Annotated in this window: 10 protein-coding genes and 1 pseudogene; 9 read left to right on the top strand and 2 right to left on the bottom strand. The window is 54.5% G+C overall.

The window, feature by feature from the left end; genetic code table 11:
• Positions 1-129: 129 nt before the first annotated feature.
• Positions 130-1,836 carry a putative bifunctional diguanylate cyclase/phosphodiesterase gene (locus tag DWB85_RS00390; protein WP_162845949.1) on the top strand — a complete coding sequence of 569 codons (1,707 nt, stop codon included), beginning with the start codon at positions 130-132 and terminating at the stop codon, positions 1,834-1,836.
• Between the two features lie 26 nt (positions 1,837-1,862).
• Here the strand turns inward: DWB85_RS00390 and DWB85_RS00385 are convergent, their stop codons facing one another.
• Positions 1,863-3,071 (bottom strand): GGDEF domain-containing protein, encoded by a 1,209-nt coding sequence (locus DWB85_RS00385; RefSeq protein ID WP_162845948.1) that lies wholly within the window; start codon positions 3,069-3,071, stop codon positions 1,863-1,865.
• A 138-nt stretch (positions 3,072-3,209) separates the two neighbouring features.
• Between DWB85_RS00385 and DWB85_RS00380 the strand changes: the two genes are divergently transcribed.
• The 7 genes and pseudogenes from DWB85_RS00380 to DWB85_RS00355 all read left to right on the top strand — a co-directional run bounded on the left by DWB85_RS00380 (position 3,210) and on the right by DWB85_RS00355 (position 16,787).
• Entirely contained in the window at positions 3,210-5,009 is a 1,800-nt protein-coding gene (locus DWB85_RS00380; protein ID WP_117952037.1) for a putative bifunctional diguanylate cyclase/phosphodiesterase, read from the top strand.
• Positions 5,010-5,050: 41 nt separating this feature from the next.
• The gene (locus DWB85_RS00375) at positions 5,051-6,991 is read left to right on the top strand and encodes a S8 family peptidase (protein ID WP_162845947.1); all 1,941 of its coding nucleotides are present in this window, start codon (positions 5,051-5,053) and stop codon (positions 6,989-6,991) included.
• Between the two features lie 355 nt (positions 6,992-7,346).
• Positions 7,347-8,084, top strand: a complete 738-nt coding sequence (locus DWB85_RS00370; protein ID WP_117952031.1) for a hypothetical protein — start codon at positions 7,347-7,349, stop codon at positions 8,082-8,084.
• A 173-nt stretch (positions 8,085-8,257) separates the two neighbouring features.
• A complete protein-coding gene (locus DWB85_RS00365; RefSeq protein WP_117952028.1) occupies positions 8,258-12,733 on the top strand; it encodes a hybrid sensor histidine kinase/response regulator in 4,476 nt (1,491 codons plus the stop codon).
• A pseudogene (locus tag DWB85_RS19910) lies at positions 12,720-12,935 on the top strand (two-component regulator propeller domain-containing protein); the annotation flags it as partial. The gene DWB85_RS00365 and the pseudogene DWB85_RS19910, both read left to right, overlap by 14 nt.
• A gap of 33 nt (positions 12,936-12,968) precedes the next feature.
• Complete coding sequence (locus DWB85_RS00360; RefSeq protein WP_239017177.1) at positions 12,969-15,791, top strand: two-component regulator propeller domain-containing protein; 2,823 nt, start codon at positions 12,969-12,971, stop codon at positions 15,789-15,791.
• Positions 15,792-15,893: 102 nt separating this feature from the next.
• Positions 15,894-16,787, top strand: a complete 894-nt coding sequence (locus DWB85_RS00355; RefSeq protein WP_162845946.1) for an FAD:protein FMN transferase — start codon at positions 15,894-15,896, stop codon at positions 16,785-16,787.
• Here the strand turns inward: DWB85_RS00355 and DWB85_RS00350 are convergent.
• Positions 16,784-17,542, bottom strand: a complete 759-nt coding sequence (locus tag DWB85_RS00350) for an enoyl-CoA hydratase/isomerase family protein (RefSeq protein WP_117952017.1) — start codon at positions 17,540-17,542, stop codon at positions 16,784-16,786. The two genes, DWB85_RS00355 and DWB85_RS00350, sit on opposite strands and share 4 nt — an antisense overlap.
• 116 nt (positions 17,543-17,658) lie before the next feature.
• On the opposite strand from DWB85_RS00350, the gene DWB85_RS00345 reads away from it, so the two are divergent.
• Positions 17,659-18,243, top strand: coding sequence for a DNA-3-methyladenine glycosylase I (locus tag DWB85_RS00345; RefSeq protein WP_117952014.1), 585 nt, complete (start codon positions 17,659-17,661; stop codon positions 18,241-18,243).
• Positions 18,244-18,246: the final 3 nt, after the last annotated feature.

Below are 18,246 nucleotides of genomic sequence, written 5' to 3'. Positions count from 1 at the left end.
AATTTCGCTGAGTTATTCCGTATAACTTCATGTTATATAAAGAATAAGCAGCTACCGCCCTGACGAATGCAGGGGTTATCAGGCGACAGCTGCTGGCGAACGCCCAGTGCGGATTACCGGGGATTGGCGGTGGAACAGCATACGGTACTGATCATTTCCGAGCACAGCGCGGATCATACGATCCTCTCTGCCTCGCTCGGCCGAGCGGTGCCCGCGCGTTTCAACCTCGCCTCCTCCGAGTCCATGGATCGCCCGCTGGAGGCGCTGCTGGACCCGATGATCGACGCCGTGATCCTGGCTTACGGCCCTGAGACCGAGTACCTGCTGCGGCTGGCGCAAAAGAACCAGGCGACTGTGCCGCTCATTCTGCTGCTGGACGAGGCGGACGACCGGCTGGCGGCGCAACTGCGTGAGTATGGAGCCCAGGACTACCTGGTCCGGGGCCAGTTGCAGGACGCCCTGGTGCACCGGGTGCTGGATTACTCCATTCAGCTGAAGCGGGCGCGGGACACCATACAGCAGCTATCCAGCCGCGACTCGCTCACCGGCGCACTCAATCGCACCGGCTTCCGCGCGCACATGGAGCGAGCCATGGAGCGCAGCGAACGCTATGGCTTCAGCACCGCCCTGCTGTACATCAACATGGACCAGTTCGCCAACATCAACGACCACTACGGTGAAACCGATGGCGACCTGCTGATAAAAACCATCTCCCGCCGCCTGATCAACAAGATGCGCAGTACCGACAGCATCGCCCGCCTCGGTGGGGATGAGTTCGCAATTGTGCTCGAGGACGTGAGCAGCATCAAGGACGTGGAGCTGATCGCCGACAAAATGATCAAGTCCATTACCGCACCGATGATTCTCAGCGAACAACAGGTCTCCATCGACGCCAGTATCGGGGCCGCAATATTTCCCGAAGACGGCAAGGAGTTCCCGGAACTGGTGGACTACGCCCGCTCGGCGATGCAGCAGGCCAAGAGTGTCTCCGGGAGCAAATTTGTCCGCTACTGTGAACAGCTGTCCTTCGACCATGGCGGCAGCACCTCGCTGGCTGCCGAGCTGCGCGCCGCGGTGCGCAAAAACCAGTTTGAATTGCATTACCAGCCCCGCATAGACCTCGCTACCGGCCGCCTGTGCGGGCTGGAGGCGCTACTGCGCTGGAATCACCCCCAGCGCGGCCTGCTCTGCCCGGGCGAATTTATCGTCGCCTGCGAAGACATGGGCCTGATGCGAACCATCGGCTACCAGGTCATCCAGCACGCCTGCTCCGCCCAGGTCTGGCTGGAGGAACAGGGTATCCGCGAGGTGGATGTGGCGGTCAATATTTCCTTCTCCCAGTTCCAGGATGATCGCTTCGGCGACATCGTCAAGGACATCATCAAGCGCAGCGGCACCAATGCGTCCCGGCTTGAGTTCGAGCTGACTGAAACCACCATCCTGAAGAGCCCGGAAGCGGTCAAGCGGCGCATGGATGAACTCCGGCTGCTGGGCATATCCTTCTCGCTGGATGATTTCGGCACCGGTTTTTCCCAGCTCTCCCACCTCACCGAACTGCCGATCTCTGCGCTGAAGATTGACGCCTGTTTTGTGCGCGACCTGCCCAACAATCCGCAGCAGGAAGCGGTTTGTACCATGATCATCGAGATGGCCCGGCGGCTGGGTATGCTGGTGATCGCCGAGGGGGCGGAAACCCACGAACAGGTTGAGTACCTGCGGGCGCAGCAATGCCAGCAGGTGCAGGGCTTTTACTACAGCCCGGCGATCCCCCTCCAGCAGTTACCGCGCTTCGTACGCGAAGTTCACCTCAAGCGGCGCGAGCCGCTGTTTTCCTGAGGCCGCCGGCCTGACCTGGCGCGGGCTCAATATACAACGCAGTTACGGCCTTTTTTCTTGGCCTTGTACAGCTGGGTATCCGCGGCGGACAGCACCGCTTGCGGGTCCTGGTGATTGTCACCCCGGGCGGCAATGCCCGCACTCACCGTCACCCTCACGTGGTTGGATTTGAGGTTGGTCGCACCGCGGCGGCGCGAACCCTCCCTGGCCTGCAGCGGCCGCCGCTTGCGATCCCGGATGGACATCTGGTAACTGGCGATACTCTCTCTCACACGGTCCATTGCGGCAGCGCAGTCCTCCGTGGACCGGCGGGGAAACACCACACAAAACTCCTCGCCACCGTAGCGGTAGGCGGTACCCCCATTGCCCACCTGCCTGACCCGCGAGGCGACCAGTTTGAGCACATCGTCACCCACATCGTGCCCATGGGTGTCGTTGAACTTCTTGAAATGATCCACGTCCAGCATGGCGATGCTGTAGCGACGACCCAGGGTTTTGAGCCGTTCATTGAGCGCTCGTCGGCTGAGCAGCCCGGTCAGGTCGTCCCGGTAGGCCATGGAATGGGAGCTGCGCAGCAGGCCCAAGAGCACACAGAGGCCACCGGCCAGGCTCATGACCACCGATATGTGATCCAGGTGCAACAGTGCCAGCGAGAAGTAGCCCGCGGCGAGCACGCCGGCCAGGGCGACCTCGGTTTCGCTGTCGCGCAGCACCACCAGCACGAGGGCCACGCTGCTCACCGCCGCGAACAGCAGGGTTGCGCCGCTGGATAGCACATAGCCTTCCACCGGCCGGGCCGCAAAGCGGCTTCGGGTTAACGCGTCACCGGCAGCCACCCAGTCAGCCAGCGCGAAACAGAGCCCGGCCAGGCCGAGGAAGAATACGGCGGTGAGCAGGCCGCTGGTATTGAATATTCCCCGTTCCGGGGCCAGCAGGAGAAACAGGCAGAGCAGGGGCACACCAAAGCTGGCAACCAGGTACAGGCGCGCGGCGTCCGGCTCGGCCAGGCTCACCTGGAGATGATTCTGGATCAGCCAGAACAGTGCCGCGGTACCCACCGCCGCCAGCAGCAGGCGCAAGCGCCGGAACTGGTAGGCGATTACCAGGCACCCCAGGGCGAGAAAATAGGGGAGATTTACGAGCACGATCCTGGCTTCGCCGCCCAGTTGATCAATATACGCCCGGGCCAGCAGCCCGCCGCCCACGATTGCGGTCGGCGCCAGGAGTCTGGCCAAGGCAGCCCAGTGCACCTCCATCCCCTTCAGTCACCTCTGTTTCTACGTTCCGGTCGCCTGTTTGTAGCATTCGGGCTAGGCGATAAGTGCCAGTGATGATAGCCTAGAACGCTTATAACAGCATTATCCCATTATTCCATGTCCAGCGAAGACCGCTCGCACCCCAAGGCTAAAATTCTCGTCTGCGATGACGACTTCAATGTACGCCTGCTCACGCGCCAGTGCCTGGAGGCGGAGAACATGGTGGTGGTAGAGGCAGCGGATGGCCCGGAATCCCTCGACGTTTTCACCCGGGAGCGGCCCGACCTGGTGTTCCTAGACGTGGAAATGCCCGGCATGACCGGACTGGAAGTGTGCAAACGCCTGCGGCAGATGCCCCAGGGGGAGTCCATCCCGATAATGATTGTTACCGGCTCCGACGATCGCCAGTCTATCGACCAGGGCTTTGAAGCCGGGGCGACCCAGTACAAAACCAAACCCGTGAACTGGTCCTTGCTGGGCCGGGACGTGCAGTACATGCTGCGCGCCAGTGACGCCTTCAACGCCCTCAAGCGGCAGGAGGACCGGCTCCGCTACCTGGCCTACTATGACCCCCTGACCAGCCTCCCCAACCGGCGCAGCTTCAACGAGCAGCTCAACCGGATCCTGAAGCGTTGCCGCCGCCACGATACCAGCGCCGCCCTGCTGTTCATCGACCTCGACCACTTCAAGCGAATTAACGACTCCATCGGCCACGGTCGCGGCGATCGCCTGCTGGTGGAAATTGCCAAGCGTCTGACCAACGAATTGCGCGAAGACGATGCCATCAACTACTACACCGACAACAGCGCCGAGGACGAGACCCAGGATGCCAGCACTGAAATCGCCCGGCTGGGCGGCGACGAGTTTACCGTCGTGCTGTCGGACATCGGCGATGCCATGCAGGTGGAGCGGGTCGCCAAGCGCATCCTGGACACCCTGTCAGAGCCGATTCCCCTGCAGTCCCATAACCCGGTAGTTACCCCCAGCGTGGGTATCGCCCTGTTTCCCCAGGACGGCGAGGACCCCGATACCCTGGTGCGCAACGCCGACACCGCCATGTACGCGGCAAAAGCCCAGGGTCGCGCCTGCTACCGCTTCTACGACGAGGCCATGAATGCCCTCGCGGTAGAGCAGCTGAAGATGGAAGAGGAGCTCCGCGATGCCCTGCGCAACCATGAGCTCGAGCTTCGCTACCAGCCGCAAATAGCCACCGCCAGCGGCGCAGTGGTCAGCATGGAAGCCCTGGTACGCTGGAAACATCCCGAGCGGGGCATGGTGTCGCCGCTGGACTTCATCCCGGTGGCAGAGCGTACAGGGCAGATCATCGAGCTGGGCACATGGGTGATGAGCGAGGTCGCCCGTCACTGTCAGTACTGGGATTCCATGGGGCTCAAGCCCTTTCGCGTATGCGTCAATATTTCCCCGCTGCAGTTCAACCAGACCGATCTGCCGCAATCGATTGGCAGGTTCCTGCGGGAGTCGGGGATGGACGCCCAGCGACTGGAGCTTGAACTCACCGAGAGCGCCATCATGACCGACGCCCAGACCAACATCGAGCGTCTGCAGCAACTGAAGGCGCTGGGACTGGAACTGGCCGTGGATGATTTCGGTACCGGCTACTCTTCTTTGAGTTACCTCAAGCGCTTTCCTATCGATACGCTTAAAATCGACCAGAGCTTTATCGCCGACCTCGATAGCGCGGATGGTGCCGCCATCGTCGATGCCATCATCGCCCTGTCGAAAACCCTCAATTTACGCGTGATTGCCGAGGGTATCGAAGACCAGGACCAGCTCGACTATCTCGTACAGCGAGGCTGTGACCTGCTGCAGGGCTACTACTTCTCGCAACCAATCTACCCCGAGGATGTGCCCGACATGTTGCGCCAGAATTTCTCCGGGGCGCTGACGCAATCTTGAGCGACCTTCGGTAACCCCCTGACATGCCTTGTCTCCGTTTTTTGCTCCTGCCTGCACTGCTGGCAGTCGCGCCATCGCTGTCCATTGCAGCGAATGAGCGCCTGCACGTACTGCTGCAGGGCGCCTCGGCCGATGACATGGCGACACTGGTCAGGGAGCAGAACGGCGAACTGACCCACAAGTTGGACATTATCAACGCCGTCGGCGCCAGGCTTTCACGGCAGCAGCTCGATGCCATCCTCGACACTGGCAAAGTCGATCGCCACATTGACGACCTGGCGCTAAAGGACCAACCCGTTGAACCCGCTCCAGCAGAAGCCGGTTGCCGGGTAGCCGGGGCAGTGGAGATTGACCGTGCTGGCCGCGGGTTCAGCTGGCGCCTGTACAACAAAAGCAGCGCGCCGCAACAGCTGCGCGAGCTGGAGTTGAGCTGGCCGGCAGCACTGGGCGGCGTGCGTGCAATTACGCTAGGCGGGCAGCCGCTGCTGTCCGGGTCCCCAGGTACCGGGGAACAGCCCCTCAAACTCGCTTTCACCACGGACAAAGCGCCGGGCCTCGTCGGCCAGCAGAAGCTGGCCGTCGCTTTCGAGCACTCACCCCATGAGCCCCCCGCGCAAAGTGAGTACCAACTCACCCTGAGCTTTGGCGAGAATTGCGATGTAAGCCTGATCCCGGGTTACAGTGACAACGCCGATAATTACTACTACAGCGAGGTATCGGGCGCCGATGCGCTGCATCGCCATGGGGTACGCGGCAAAGGCGTCACCGTGGCAGTACTCGACTCAGGTCTGTGGGACCACCCCAACCTGGTGAATGACAGCCAGGGTAACGACCGGGTAGTAGCCCGCTATGATGCCATCAGCCACAGCGAAGGCAGCGTTTTCGACGAGAGCGGCCACGGCTCACATCTCACCAGCATTCTGGCTCACAGCGGCGCCACCCTGCACCAGGGCAGCCCCACCGGCGGCTACAAGGGCGTTGCGCCAGATGTTTCCATTGTCGCGATCAAGGCTTTCGATGAGTCGGGCCAGGGCGGCTTGCTGAACATCGTTCGCGGCGTACAGTGGGCGGTCGACAACCGGGAAAAATATGGCATAAAGGTATTGAACCTGTCGTTTTCCGCGCGCCCCCGCTGGCCCTATTTCCTGGACCCGATAAACCAGGCCGTAATGCGGGCCTGGTTAGCGGGCATTACCGTCATCGCTGCGGCGGGCAACTCGGGACCCGAACCGATGACAGTGGGCTCACCGGGTAACCTGCCCTATATCATCACCGTTGGTGCCGTTACCGATTCCTGGACCGCCGCCACCCGGGCCGACGACTATGTGCCCGATTTCTCCGCCAGAGGCCCCACCCCGGAAGCGCACATCAAACCCGACATCGTGGCCCCCGGAGGCCACATGACCGGCCTCACCCGGCCAGGATCCGGCCTGCTGAAGCAACACCCCGAGTATCAGCTGCCCGGGGGCGAACTGGTGATGACAGGAACATCACAGGCCGCAGCCCTGGTCTCGGGCCTGGCCGCGCTGCTGCTGCAACTGGAGCCAGATCTCTCGCCCGATGACGTGAAATGCAAACTGCTGGGCACCGCCGAACCGGCGATCAACGAGGACGGCCTGCTGGCCTACAGCCCCTTCCAGCAGGGCCACGGCTACGTCAGCATAACCCGGGCCATTACCCTGGGGGACAGGGGCTGCGGCAATATCGACCTGAACCTGGTGCGGGACATAGCGGGCGAGGAGCACTTTGAGGGTCCGGCAATCGTAAGCGAAGACCAGCAAATCACCCTTCCCGGCCTGGACACGATGCTCTCTCCCCTGCCCCCGGCCAAGGGCGTGAGCGATACCCGGGTCTGGGGCGTGAAAGCCCATGTTGAACGCCTGCCACCCGACCACCAGGTCCCCGTGGAACACCCCTTCGACTGGACGCAAATGTATGAATTTGAGCGCACCAGGATAGAAAAACTGGCCCAACAGCCCTGACCTGACCACCGCATTCCAGCCGACAGCAAGTTTTCTGCTCTGGCAATTACCACCGATTACCCCTTCCGGGGCATGCCGCGCCCTCATCGCCGCCAAATACAATTAGTCTTTATTTTTCAATAGGTTAAATAGATCCATTCGGCAATGCCCAGCGACACCAGGCGGGGCGCGCCGCGCCAACTACCCCAAAATGGGTATATACCTCCCTTCATTCGACTGACTACAGCTCGTATAACGAAGTCAACCATTCAGGAAAAAGAATGTGAACTGAGTCTCAGGGACGGACACCAAACTTTTAACCAGATCACGTTTCAGGTGTTAAGAGAACTCAAACAAACAAACAAGGCGACCTAACATGACTACTTTCAAGGCGATTAAAACAGCGGGGCTCACCAGTGCAGCAGTGGCGTTGCTGGTACCATCTATCTCATTCGCAGAGGTCGACCAGGCCACTGCTTCCCAGACCAGCCACAACCTGGTCCACCGCGTCAGCCACTCCCTGGCCGATGCCAAGACCTACACCCGCAGCACCAACGCCGGATACAAGTGGGGCAAAACCGCCGAAACGGCCACATCAGACTCAAGCTGGGCAGACAACGCCCCGGCTCGCAGTGGCTACAAATGGGCCAACGCCGAATCTACCGGCAAAGACCAGGCCCAGTCCTACGCTGGTAACAGCAACTACGAGTGGGGCAGCATGAGTTTTTCTGAGCAGTCTGGCTACAAGTGGGGCCTGCGCAACTTCTCCGACCAGACCGGCTACAAGTGGGGCCTGCGCAACTTCTCCGACCAGACCGGCTACAAGTGGGGCCTGCGCAACTTCTCCGACCAGACTGGCTACAAGTGGGGTTTGCGTAACTTCTCCGACCAGACCGGCTACAAGTGGGGCCTGCGTAACTTCTCCGACCAGACCGGCTACAAGTGGGGCCTGCGCAACTTCTCCGACCAGACTGGCTACAAGTGGGGCCTGCGCAACTTCTCCGACCAGACTGGCTACAAGTGGGGCCTACGCAACTTCTCCGACCAGACTGGCTACAAATGGGGGCTCCGCAACATGGCAGAACAATCTGGATATAAGTGGGGCTTGCGGTAAGCGTAAATTCGGATAACAGCAAAGCAACCTTTCCAAGGCGTTACTGGCTGGGAGAAGCCTTACTTCCAGCCAGTAACGCCTTAATTTGTTGGCCTTATTTCAATATTTCAGATGCAAATGCCAGTAAACTACACTTTAATTTGAGACCCATACCACTCAACGTGTAGTTCTAAATGTTTTCAAGGGCGTTCACCCTAGTCGTGTTACTCTTGTTGGCTTTCCACGCCAACTCCTCTCCCTTATCTGAATACGACTTCTACATCGCTCCCTTCTCAAAAAATCTCACCCAGCAAACAATTACACAAACATTCCAAGACTCCAGGGGTGCCTTGTGGTTTCTCACTAAAGAAGGCCTCAACAAGTACGAAGGCCAAACTGTAGAAAATTATCGGTTTCTAGCTGGGAGCCAGCACTCAATTTCTACTAACAATGTAACCGAGATAACTGAAGACATAAATGGGGATATTTGGATAGCAACACAGGGTGGAGGATTGAATCGCTATGACCCAACAGTGAATGGTTTTGATGTTCAGCTAGCTGACCCTAACGAAAGGAATTCACCATTCTCAAATACAGCTTACTCTCTATTTTCAGCCTCTAATGGACTCTTGTGGCTCGGCTACAAAAATTCATTCAGTTCCTTTGACCCGTCTAATGGATCATATCGGCACTATACAAGTTCCTCTTTAGGCATAGAGGGCTTTGGTGAAGTCCTGGACATTACTGAGGACAGAAATGGTCAACTTTGGCTGGCCACCACCACGGGACTGTTATGCCTAAAGCCTGTCGATAGCCAAGACTCCACAATTGACGTCGAAAGAATCCGGATACCGAATCGCACGAATGCAGGTATAAACCGCATTCTCGTGACTTCCGACAACAAATTGTGGGCTGCGCAAACCGACCTTGGAATATCAATTTTAGATTTAGATAATGGCGAGCTGGCATTAATTGAGCACGACGAGAATTCAAATACGTCCCTTTCATCAAACCGGGTACTTGATATTTACGAGGACAACGCAGGCAATATCTGGGTGGCCACGTATGAAGGACTCAACCTATATAATTCCAATGCGAATAGCTTCATCCGTTTCACCACGAGTAATGCAGGACTCCCAGAGAATATTATCGCCAGTGTCTACCAATCGCGAGAAGGACAATATTGGGTCGGGACAGTATATGGCCTCGTAACTGGCACTAAAGGGCATTTTCCAGTTTTCGACGCAACGTCCGGAAACCTGTCAAGCAATGCTGTTAATGCGTTCGCGGAAACTGTAGATGGGAGCTTATGGGTGGCCACTGACAATGGCTTGAACAGGCTCAAGCCTGACGCGACAAAATTTGAGTGGCTAAACGAGTACACATCACCGGGGTTGTCAAGTTCGGTGGTTATGAGCTTGTTGGGAGATAAAGAAACCCTCTGGATTGGTACCTTTGATGGTGGGCTGAACCAGCTCAATATTCTTACCGGCGAGCTTAAGGTATTCAAACACAGCCCAACAAATCCAAGATCGCTTGGTTCGAACGGCGTAACCTCTTTACTTAAAACCTCGGATGAAATGTTGCTAATAGGCACATTCGGCGGAGGACTCAGCTTGTATTCGAATCGGGACGGTAGTTTCACAAATTACCAGAATGCACCTGGCAATGAAAACTCTATTAGCAGCGACCGAGTAATTGCATTATTTGAAGACTCACTCGGCAACATCTGGGTAGGCACCGAAGATGGACTGAATCGATTTGATATTGAGAAGGGAGTTTTCGAAAGATTCAAAAGAGATCCGAGAGACTCGAATAGCATTACTAGCGATATGGTCTGGGCCTTCTATGAAGATAGTCAACAGAGACTTTGGCTTGGCTCAGCCGGTGGAGGCCTGATTAGTTGGAGCAAGCAAGATAGGGAAAATTCAATATCAAACTTTGTAAATCACTCTGGAGAAGTGAGATTACCTAGTTCAAACATATATGGGATAAAAGCAGACAACGAAGGAAACCTATGGCTATCACATAATCGAGGTGTAACTAAATACAACCCGACTTCCCATAGTTCCCGCCAATACAGCGAAAGGGACGGACTTCAAGGATCGGAGTTCAATATGGGCGCAGCCTATCAGGCTGCCGATGGGACAATCTACTTTGGCGGCCCGAAAGGCTATAACGTTATTAATTCGAACTTCTCCAAACAAGCCAGAATTCCGCCTCTGGTAAATATCTCCTCAATAAAAATCATGAACAAGCAGGTATTTTTTGAAAAGCCGTACTATGAATTAGAAGCTCTCGAACTAGGCTACGAAGACAGGGTACTGACAATCGAAACCTACGCCTCAGACTACTCAAATCCTGACCTCGTCCAATATGCCTATATGCTTGAGGGCTTAAACCCCGACTGGGTTGTTTCTGAGGATGCTCGGGTTGCCTCATTCACAACGCTTCCGCCGGGAAACTACACCTTAAGATTCGCGGCCGCAAACCCCGAGGGAGTATGGAACTGGGACGCGCTTAGCCTCCCAATAAGGGTCCACCCCGCACCTTGGCGCAGTTCCTACGCTTACGCCGTGTACAGCCTAATCTCTTTATTGATCATCGGTTACTTGTTTTACCGTCAAATGCGATCGCAAGAGATTGCTCTAGAAAGGCAAAAGGAGCTCGAGGCAAAGGTCCAAGAAAGAACTCAAGATCTACAGGAAGCACGGGCAGCTGCTGAAGCAGCGAATAGCGCTAAATCAGATTTTTTAGCAACAATGAGTCATGAAATTCGTACCCCGATGCATGGGATGATTGGCATGACCGAACTCCTCCTTCACACTGACTTAACAGCACAACAGCGTCAGTTCGCTAAAGCCGCTCACAATAGTGGCGAATCGCTGCTGGAACTGATCAACGAAATTCTAGATTTTTCAAAAATTGAAGCAACTATAATAGAGTTGGAGAGTATCGAATTTGATCTGCTAGAACTCATAGACGAAGTTTGCTACCTGCAAGGCGAGCCGGCCTCGCGCAAAAAGCTTTCGCTGAATAGCATATTTCAAACCAATTCTCCACGGACAGTCATTGGAGATCCCACAAAAATCCGCCAGGTAATTATGAATCTGGTTAGCAATTCAATTAAATTCACCCATAAAGGTAACGTTGACATTATCTTGGGTTCTGGAGAAGTCGAGGATCATGAAGGCAAATGTTTGGTGACTATCACTGTTACCGATACCGGTATTGGAATGACTCCGGAAACCCAGGCGAAGGTTTTCGATGTATTCACCCAGGCGGATACGAGCACTACAAGAGAGTATGGTGGTACAGGCCTGGGGCTATCTATATCAAAACACTACATTGAGTTAATGGGCGGTCGAATTGATATTGAGTCATCTCCCAACCGAGGAACATCAATTTCAATAACAGTTCCGTTAGAGGTCAGGTCTTATCAAGAAAATATGGATAGCACTTACAAGAAGACCGCCTCAGTAACATGTAAAAATGATTCAACTTACAGAATGATTGAATCTCACATAGCTACATTGGGGTGGACTTGCTCACGACAAGACAAACCAGATTTTCAAACCGATTCAGATCTTGTAATCGTAGATTCAGATTCGCTCGAAAACCTGGAACTACTTTCTGAAGTCACCAATAACAACGGAAGCCACGTAGGAATCTTACTATCATCACTCTCTGACAACAGAAGTGCCTCCAATCTGGGAGCTTGGATACATGTAACAAAACCGATTACTTTGAATTCGATACAAGATGCACTTTCCGATGTACAGAATTTTAAGGCCTCTCTGAATGCACCTCAGAAAAATGCGAAATTATTTAGCACCAATAAATTGAAGATTCTAGTTGCAGAGGATGTGGCAACCAACCAGAAAATCATACGCGAGATGATTGCTATGCTTGGCCATAGCGTTGAGGTTGTAGAGAACGGATTAGATGCTGTGGCTAGATACAACGAAGATAACTTCGATTTGATTTTCATGGATTGCCAGATGCCTATAATGGACGGCTTTCTGGCAACGCAAAAAATCCGTGAATCTGAAGCAGTCCGAAGCTCAAGTCGAACGCCAATAATTGCCCTAACCGCAGGACTTGGTAAAGAGGACAAGGCCAAGTGCAAGGCCTCAGGAATGGATCTTTATGTCGGAAAGCCGTTTACAGTCTCAGATATTAGGAACGCTATTTCCTCATTCAGCAGGAGGTATATATCCAGGGCGAAAAATGCGAATTCGACAGCTATCATCGAAGAAGCTTTCGAAGACACACCCGATCAAAAAACTGAGAAGTCACAGATAATTAACCAACAAGCAGTTAAAGCAATAATTGATATTGAAAACCAGACGGGCAACCAAATTCTGCCGGACATCTTCGACGGCTACAAAAAACAGATGGAGCAGAAGCTCGAGGAAATTCGAATGAACGTCAACGATCTTGATATTGAACAGTTGACGAAGTCCGCCCACGCTGTCAAATCGATGAGCGCAAATATAGGAGCGCAAAAAGTACGATCTATAAGCTCTCAAATTGAGGCTAGCAGCAAGCATGGAAACTTAGACGATGTCGAGAATAACTTAGTAATGCTAAAAGACGCATATGAGGAGTACCTAATAGAATTTCACTCGAAATATCTTTCCAACCGAAGTACTTATGCCCGTAATTAATGAAAGGAATTATGTCCATTATGGGAAACTGTCTTTATTCCATTGTTTCAAGACAATATTAGTCACAGTTCTTGTTGTGCTCTCGGAACCTGCAGCTTCCGTTCCACCACAAATCCACCGATCGCCTCTGTCAATTGAGCTGGCTCAGCCGACTGTTACAAGAATTTTTAAGGATCGGAATGGATTTCTCTGGATCGGGACACAGCAGGGGCTCTACAAATTCGAGGGAAGTGACGTGCAAAAGTTCGGGGGATCCAACCATGGCGATGGTTCGCTGGGAAGCACTGATATCCGGGGCATCGGAGAGAGGAAAAACGGCAATCTGCTAATTGCAACATTTGGACAAGGGATCTACGAATTTTCAAATGAAATCTCCGACTTCACTTCTGTAAGTCAACCAAGCACTATTGAACTGAAAGATTTGCATACAATTGCAGAAGACTATTTTATAGCCTCCTCCAAAAGTGGCACTGTCACTCTAAATCTGTCAGATAAACCAGAACTCGATTGGCTAACCTCAGAATTGTCTCGCGCAGAAATTTCCGATGTAGTTGGTGCTGCCAAAATTGATGATGAGACTACTTTGCTGGCAACGAATAACTCTATTGTTTTTATTGAATTTCGCTCTAATAGCATCGTTGAACAATCATTAAATCTAGCAGGCATTGATATAACCGCAGCAGCGGTGGTCAGTGCGGAGGAAGTATACATATCCACATCGGATGCGAACGTGCACCGGTTCAACACGAAAGCCAACCAGATAGAGTCCTCGCTCGACCTTTCTGGTTACAACATCTCGAGCATCTCGGACCTTCTACATCTGGGTGACGAACTTTGGATCGCCACTGATAGAGGCTTGATAGTTACATCGAGTGAACTGCATGTAAATTCGCATTTAAATCAATCCAATTCCCTGTTATCAAATAACAACATAACCAGATTGTTTTATGATGGCAATGTACTCTTTGTCGGTACCTTTCAAGGGTTAGATCAAATCGCACCAACCAGTATTCAAAGCTTCAACAATAGGAGTAGCAACGTCGACAACGACGTTCTTGCATTTGCTCAATCCGAAGATGGAAGAATCTGGGTAGGGACTTATAACGGAATATACGTTTACAGTGAGGGCACCAAGGGGCATCATCGGCTGCATTTTCCCGAAGGTAATGGGCTACCAGATAACAGAATTACGACATTGGCAGTACGTGACAACGAACTGTGGGCCGGCCTTGCTAAAGACGGTGTGCATAAAATCGACATTCTTAATGGTGAAGTTCAATCAATTTCAGCTTCTGAAACAACAAAACTAGAAGTAACGAAAATCCTGAATACTGGTGACGACTCTATCTATTTGTCAACTTATAACCGAGGAATCTACAAAGCTCAAGGAAATAGTCTGGTTCGTATTCAGAGTGGCGGAGAGACATCATTTAACCACTTGTTCGAAACCCAAACAGGGACAATCTTTGCCACATCAGAACGACATCTATACAAGCTAGATACAGCCGAAAACCAGTTTAGAGTAGTCAAGGCAAATTTCCAGCAATTGAATGACCATCCCGTCCTACTTACTCTAGCTGAGACTGACGATGGTAGGTTACTCATCGGGACGAAAGGGCACGGCATCTATTCACTTGGAGCGGTCTCAAGTGTGAACGAAACTTTGCAGCTCGAGCGATTCAGCCAAGACCCGGCAATAGAGAATGCAACCATTTATGGAATGATTTTTGATAATGAATTTAACCTATGGTGCTCAACGCAGAGTGGTATCTACAAGATAGATTCGGGAGGTAAAGTAAATCTCCGATTAACAAAACTGGATGGTCTACAGGGGGATGATTTCAACTACGGCTCATATTTCATCGATTCCCTTGGTTATATGTATTTCGGAGGGCTAAACGGCTATAGCCGGATACCAGCAGACCAGCAGCACCTTTCTAACGACAACATACCACTCAAGATCACGCAAATTATACTTAGTCACAGTAAAAGCCTTCGATCTGACGAAATTTCCGAACTTGAAAATCTAGAGCTTACGCATGACGAACGATCATTTGCGGTAGTAATCAATCTTTTGGACTACCAGAACCCCGACGATAACCAATACACCCACACACTAGAAGGCCTCACCGACACCTGGACTGAGGCGAGCACCAACAACACCGTCAGATTCACCGGACTGGATCCGGGGACATATACCTTCCGCGCGAGGGGCGCAAATGCCGCTGGGGTGTGGAGTGCCAATGAGGTTGCGCTGACTATTGTGGTGCTGCCGCCGTGGTGGAAAACCTGGTGGGCTTTTGGCGGCTACGCGATGCTGGCGATTTTGATGGTCTGGATGATCATGCGCACTTATCGTTCTCATCTGCTCAAGGAGGAGGCACTTCGTATTGCCCAGGAAATGCATGACGCTGCGGACCAGGCTCAGGATGACCTGCAGGAGAGCCACGAGTACCAGGACGAGTTGGTCAGGGCGGTGTCGCAACACAATTTGGCCACGCTGGACCTGATCTCCCAGTGCCTGGGTGATCTCAATGTGGAGGAGTCAGGCCGGGCCAAGCTTCAGGGTCACATCAAAGCCCTTGAGCTGCTGGAGCAATGCTATTTCTTCCAGGAAGGACAGCTGGAAGCTGACATGCACACCTACGTGGACGGCATTACCAACTACCTGCTGGCAGAAGCCACCGTGGATCCGGCAACCATCACTTCAATTAACCGGGTGACTCGCGAAACTCTGCCGGCGCACGTGGCCTCGCCATTGGCGGTGATTCTTTACGAGTTACTGCACAACAGCATGGTCCACGCATTCAGCCCTGCGTCTCACGCCAATTTCGTCGAGACTTCAATCGATGTTGTTCGCGAAGCCGGTGCGGATCCGCTGCTGATTCTGGTGGTGGCTGATGACGGCACCGGTGATAACAGGGCCGAAGGGAAAATACAGGGCGGATCAGGCCGGAAAGTGATTCAATCACTGGCAGCGGCCATGGGCGCATCTTACAGCAACACCACCAAGAACGGATACATAGCCAGGCTGCAGCTGGTACTGCCTGACCAGTAGTCCGCGGATGAGAGGCACGGCGGCAAGGCCGTTGCCATCCGCCTAACCTGCTCATAGTATAGGCGCATTAAATGCGCACACCGGAGGTTCAGCAGTGCCATGATGCACAGGAAGAGGGTCAACTGTTTCGGCAGTTCCTGTCAGCTGGCTCTGGTATCACTGCGCGGCGAGGCGGAGCAGATTGTCGCTATCGCCCTGGCTGAGCTGGAACGGCTGGAGAGCAAATTCAGCGCTTATCACCCCGACAGCCTGATCAGCCGCATCAACCAGGCAGCAGGTACCGGTTGCTACACGCCGCTGGATGCGGAAGCCCGCAGTCTGTTCGATTTTGTCACTGTTCTGTGGGAGGAGAGCAGTCACCTGTTCGACCCCACTGTAAGTATTCTGGACCACTGCTACGATGAGCATGGCCAGCTGAAGGCGACCGACAGCCAGCTCAAGGACATGCTCAAGCTGGTAGGCTGGTCGCAGCTACAATTGACGGACGAGGGCGCACTGCTGCCGACCAAAGGAATGCTGCTGGACCTGACCAGTTGCATACGTCCCTATGCCATTGATTCTGTTCGCCGCAAGTTGCTCAAGGAGGGGGTGCAACACGCGATGATTGAAATGGCCCATGATGCGGCGACCATTGGCAAGCAGGCGGACGGTGCCAATTGGCTGCTTGGCCTGCGCCACCCCATGGGAAGCCGCACCGCCATCAACCGGATCAAGGTCAGCGGCAAGGGGTTCGCCATGCGCGGCGATTTCGAGCGCCGCATCGGCTTTCGGGATGAGCATTTCGGCCGCGGGCTCAGCCCCGTCGACGGCTATCCGGTTCCGGGCATGTTGAGCGTTAGCGTGGTGGCAGACAGCTGCCTGGACGCCTGCGGCGCCGCGACCATTGCCCGACTGAAAACGGAACAGGCTGCTATCAACTGGCTGCAGAAGCTCGGCCTCCCGTGGATGGCAATCGACAGGCAGCTGCGTTGCCACGGGCCTCTGTCCCCCGCTTAGGCGCCCTTGAACAGCGGCTTGCGCTTTTCCCGCTGGGCCGCAAAGCCTTCCTGCAGGTCATCTGACTCCAGGCACATGGCCGCCAGTTTAGCGGCCGCCACTTCATCGATCGCGCCAGAAGCCGCCTGTTGCAATATCTGCTTCATCGCGCGCACCGCCAGCGGTGCCAGCCCGGCGATATGGTGCGCCAGGTCATCGGTAGCCTCCTGCCGCTGGGTAGGCATTACCAGGTGGTCCAGGAAACCGATTTCCTTCATGGCGTCGGCGTCAAACTGTTCCGAAGCCACCAGGATGCGCTTGGCCAGATTGACCCCCAGACGCTGGACAAAGCGGTTGATCCCGCTCAGGGGGTAGCAAAGGCCGATTGCGGCAGCGGGCACGCGCATACGAATACCCTCTATACCAATGCGAAAATCACAGCTCAATGCGAGTTCCACTCCCCCGCCAAACACATTACCGTTCAGGGAAGCGACGGTGGGAATAGACAATGCCGCAAGCTGGTCGGTCGTGGCCTGGAAGCAATCACCACTTATCTTCCCCGCTCCCAGTTCATTCAGGGCGGCACCGGCGCAAAAGGTCTTGTCGCCGGTGCCACTTACCACCAGCACCCGCACCGCTGCATCCCGCTCAACCTCGGCGAGAAAGGCCTGGATAGCCTCAAGCTCGCCCTGCCCCAGTGAATTGTGCCGGGCCGGATTATTCAGGGTCAGGTAACCAATATGCCCCGCCCGGCGGTATAACACTGTATCCGTCATCGTTTTGCTCCCGCTCATCAACCGGCAAAGTCTGGCATATGCGCCTGGCGGGTGCCAGTGGCTGGACAGGAACCGATACCAGCCCCATACTCGTTGCTCCCCTATAGGAGCAGTGAATGCCTGTAACCCGTTGCACCTGGTGCGGCACCGACCCGCTGTACATGCAGTACCACGATAAAGAGTGGGGTGTGCCTGTATGGGACGATCACACCCTGTTCGAATTCCTGGTGCTGGAGGGTGCCCAGGCCGGACTGTCCTGGATTACGGTCCTGCGCAAGCGCGAGGCTTACCGCAAGCGATTCAGTAATTTCGACGCGCAGAAAGTTGCCCGCTACAGTGACGAGCGGCTGGAAAAACTGCTGCTGGACCCCGCCATCATCCGCAACCGGCTGAAGGTGTTTGGCACTCGCAAAAATGCCCGGGCCTTTCTCGACGTGCAGGCGGAAAAAGGCAGCTTCGCCAACTATGTATGGGACTTCGTCGACGGTACACCAATCCAGAACCGGTGGCGGTCGGTATCCGAGGTCCCGGCAACCAGTCCGGTTTCCGATGCGCTGAGCAAGGACATGAAAAAGCGCGGCTTTACCTTCGTTGGCTCAACCATCATGTATGCGCATATGCAGGCTACAGGCATGGTCAACGATCACACCGTCGACTGTTTCCGCCACCGGGAGTGCAAGTCGCTGGCCGGCCACGGCTGAGGC

Source organism: Seongchinamella sediminis (assembly GCF_003457605.1).
Lineage (GTDB): Bacteria > Pseudomonadota > Gammaproteobacteria > Pseudomonadales > Halieaceae > Halioglobus > Halioglobus sediminis.
Note: the sequence above shows the minus strand (reverse complement) of the source record. Positions and strands in the feature narration are given on the sequence as shown.

What these genes read in the sequence shown, in the direction of transcription:
- DWB85_RS00380 (WP_117952037.1), top strand. Translation starts at nt 3,210, where the DNA reads ATGTCCAGCGAAGACCGCTCGCACCCCAAGGCTAAAATTCTCGTCTGC.
- DWB85_RS00370 (WP_117952031.1), top strand. Translation starts at nt 7,347, where the DNA reads ATGACTACTTTCAAGGCGATTAAAACAGCGGGGCTCACCAGTGCAGCA.
- DWB85_RS00365 (WP_117952028.1), top strand. Translation starts at nt 8,258, where the DNA reads ATGTTTTCAAGGGCGTTCACCCTAGTCGTGTTACTCTTGTTGGCTTTC.
- DWB85_RS00355 (WP_162845946.1), top strand. Translation starts at nt 15,894, where the DNA reads ATGCACAGGAAGAGGGTCAACTGTTTCGGCAGTTCCTGTCAGCTGGCT.
- DWB85_RS00350 (WP_117952017.1), bottom strand. Translation starts at nt 17,542, where the DNA reads ATGACGGATACAGTGTTATACCGCCGGGCGGGGCATATTGGTTACCTG.
- DWB85_RS00345 (WP_117952014.1), top strand. Translation starts at nt 17,659, where the DNA reads ATGCCTGTAACCCGTTGCACCTGGTGCGGCACCGACCCGCTGTACATG.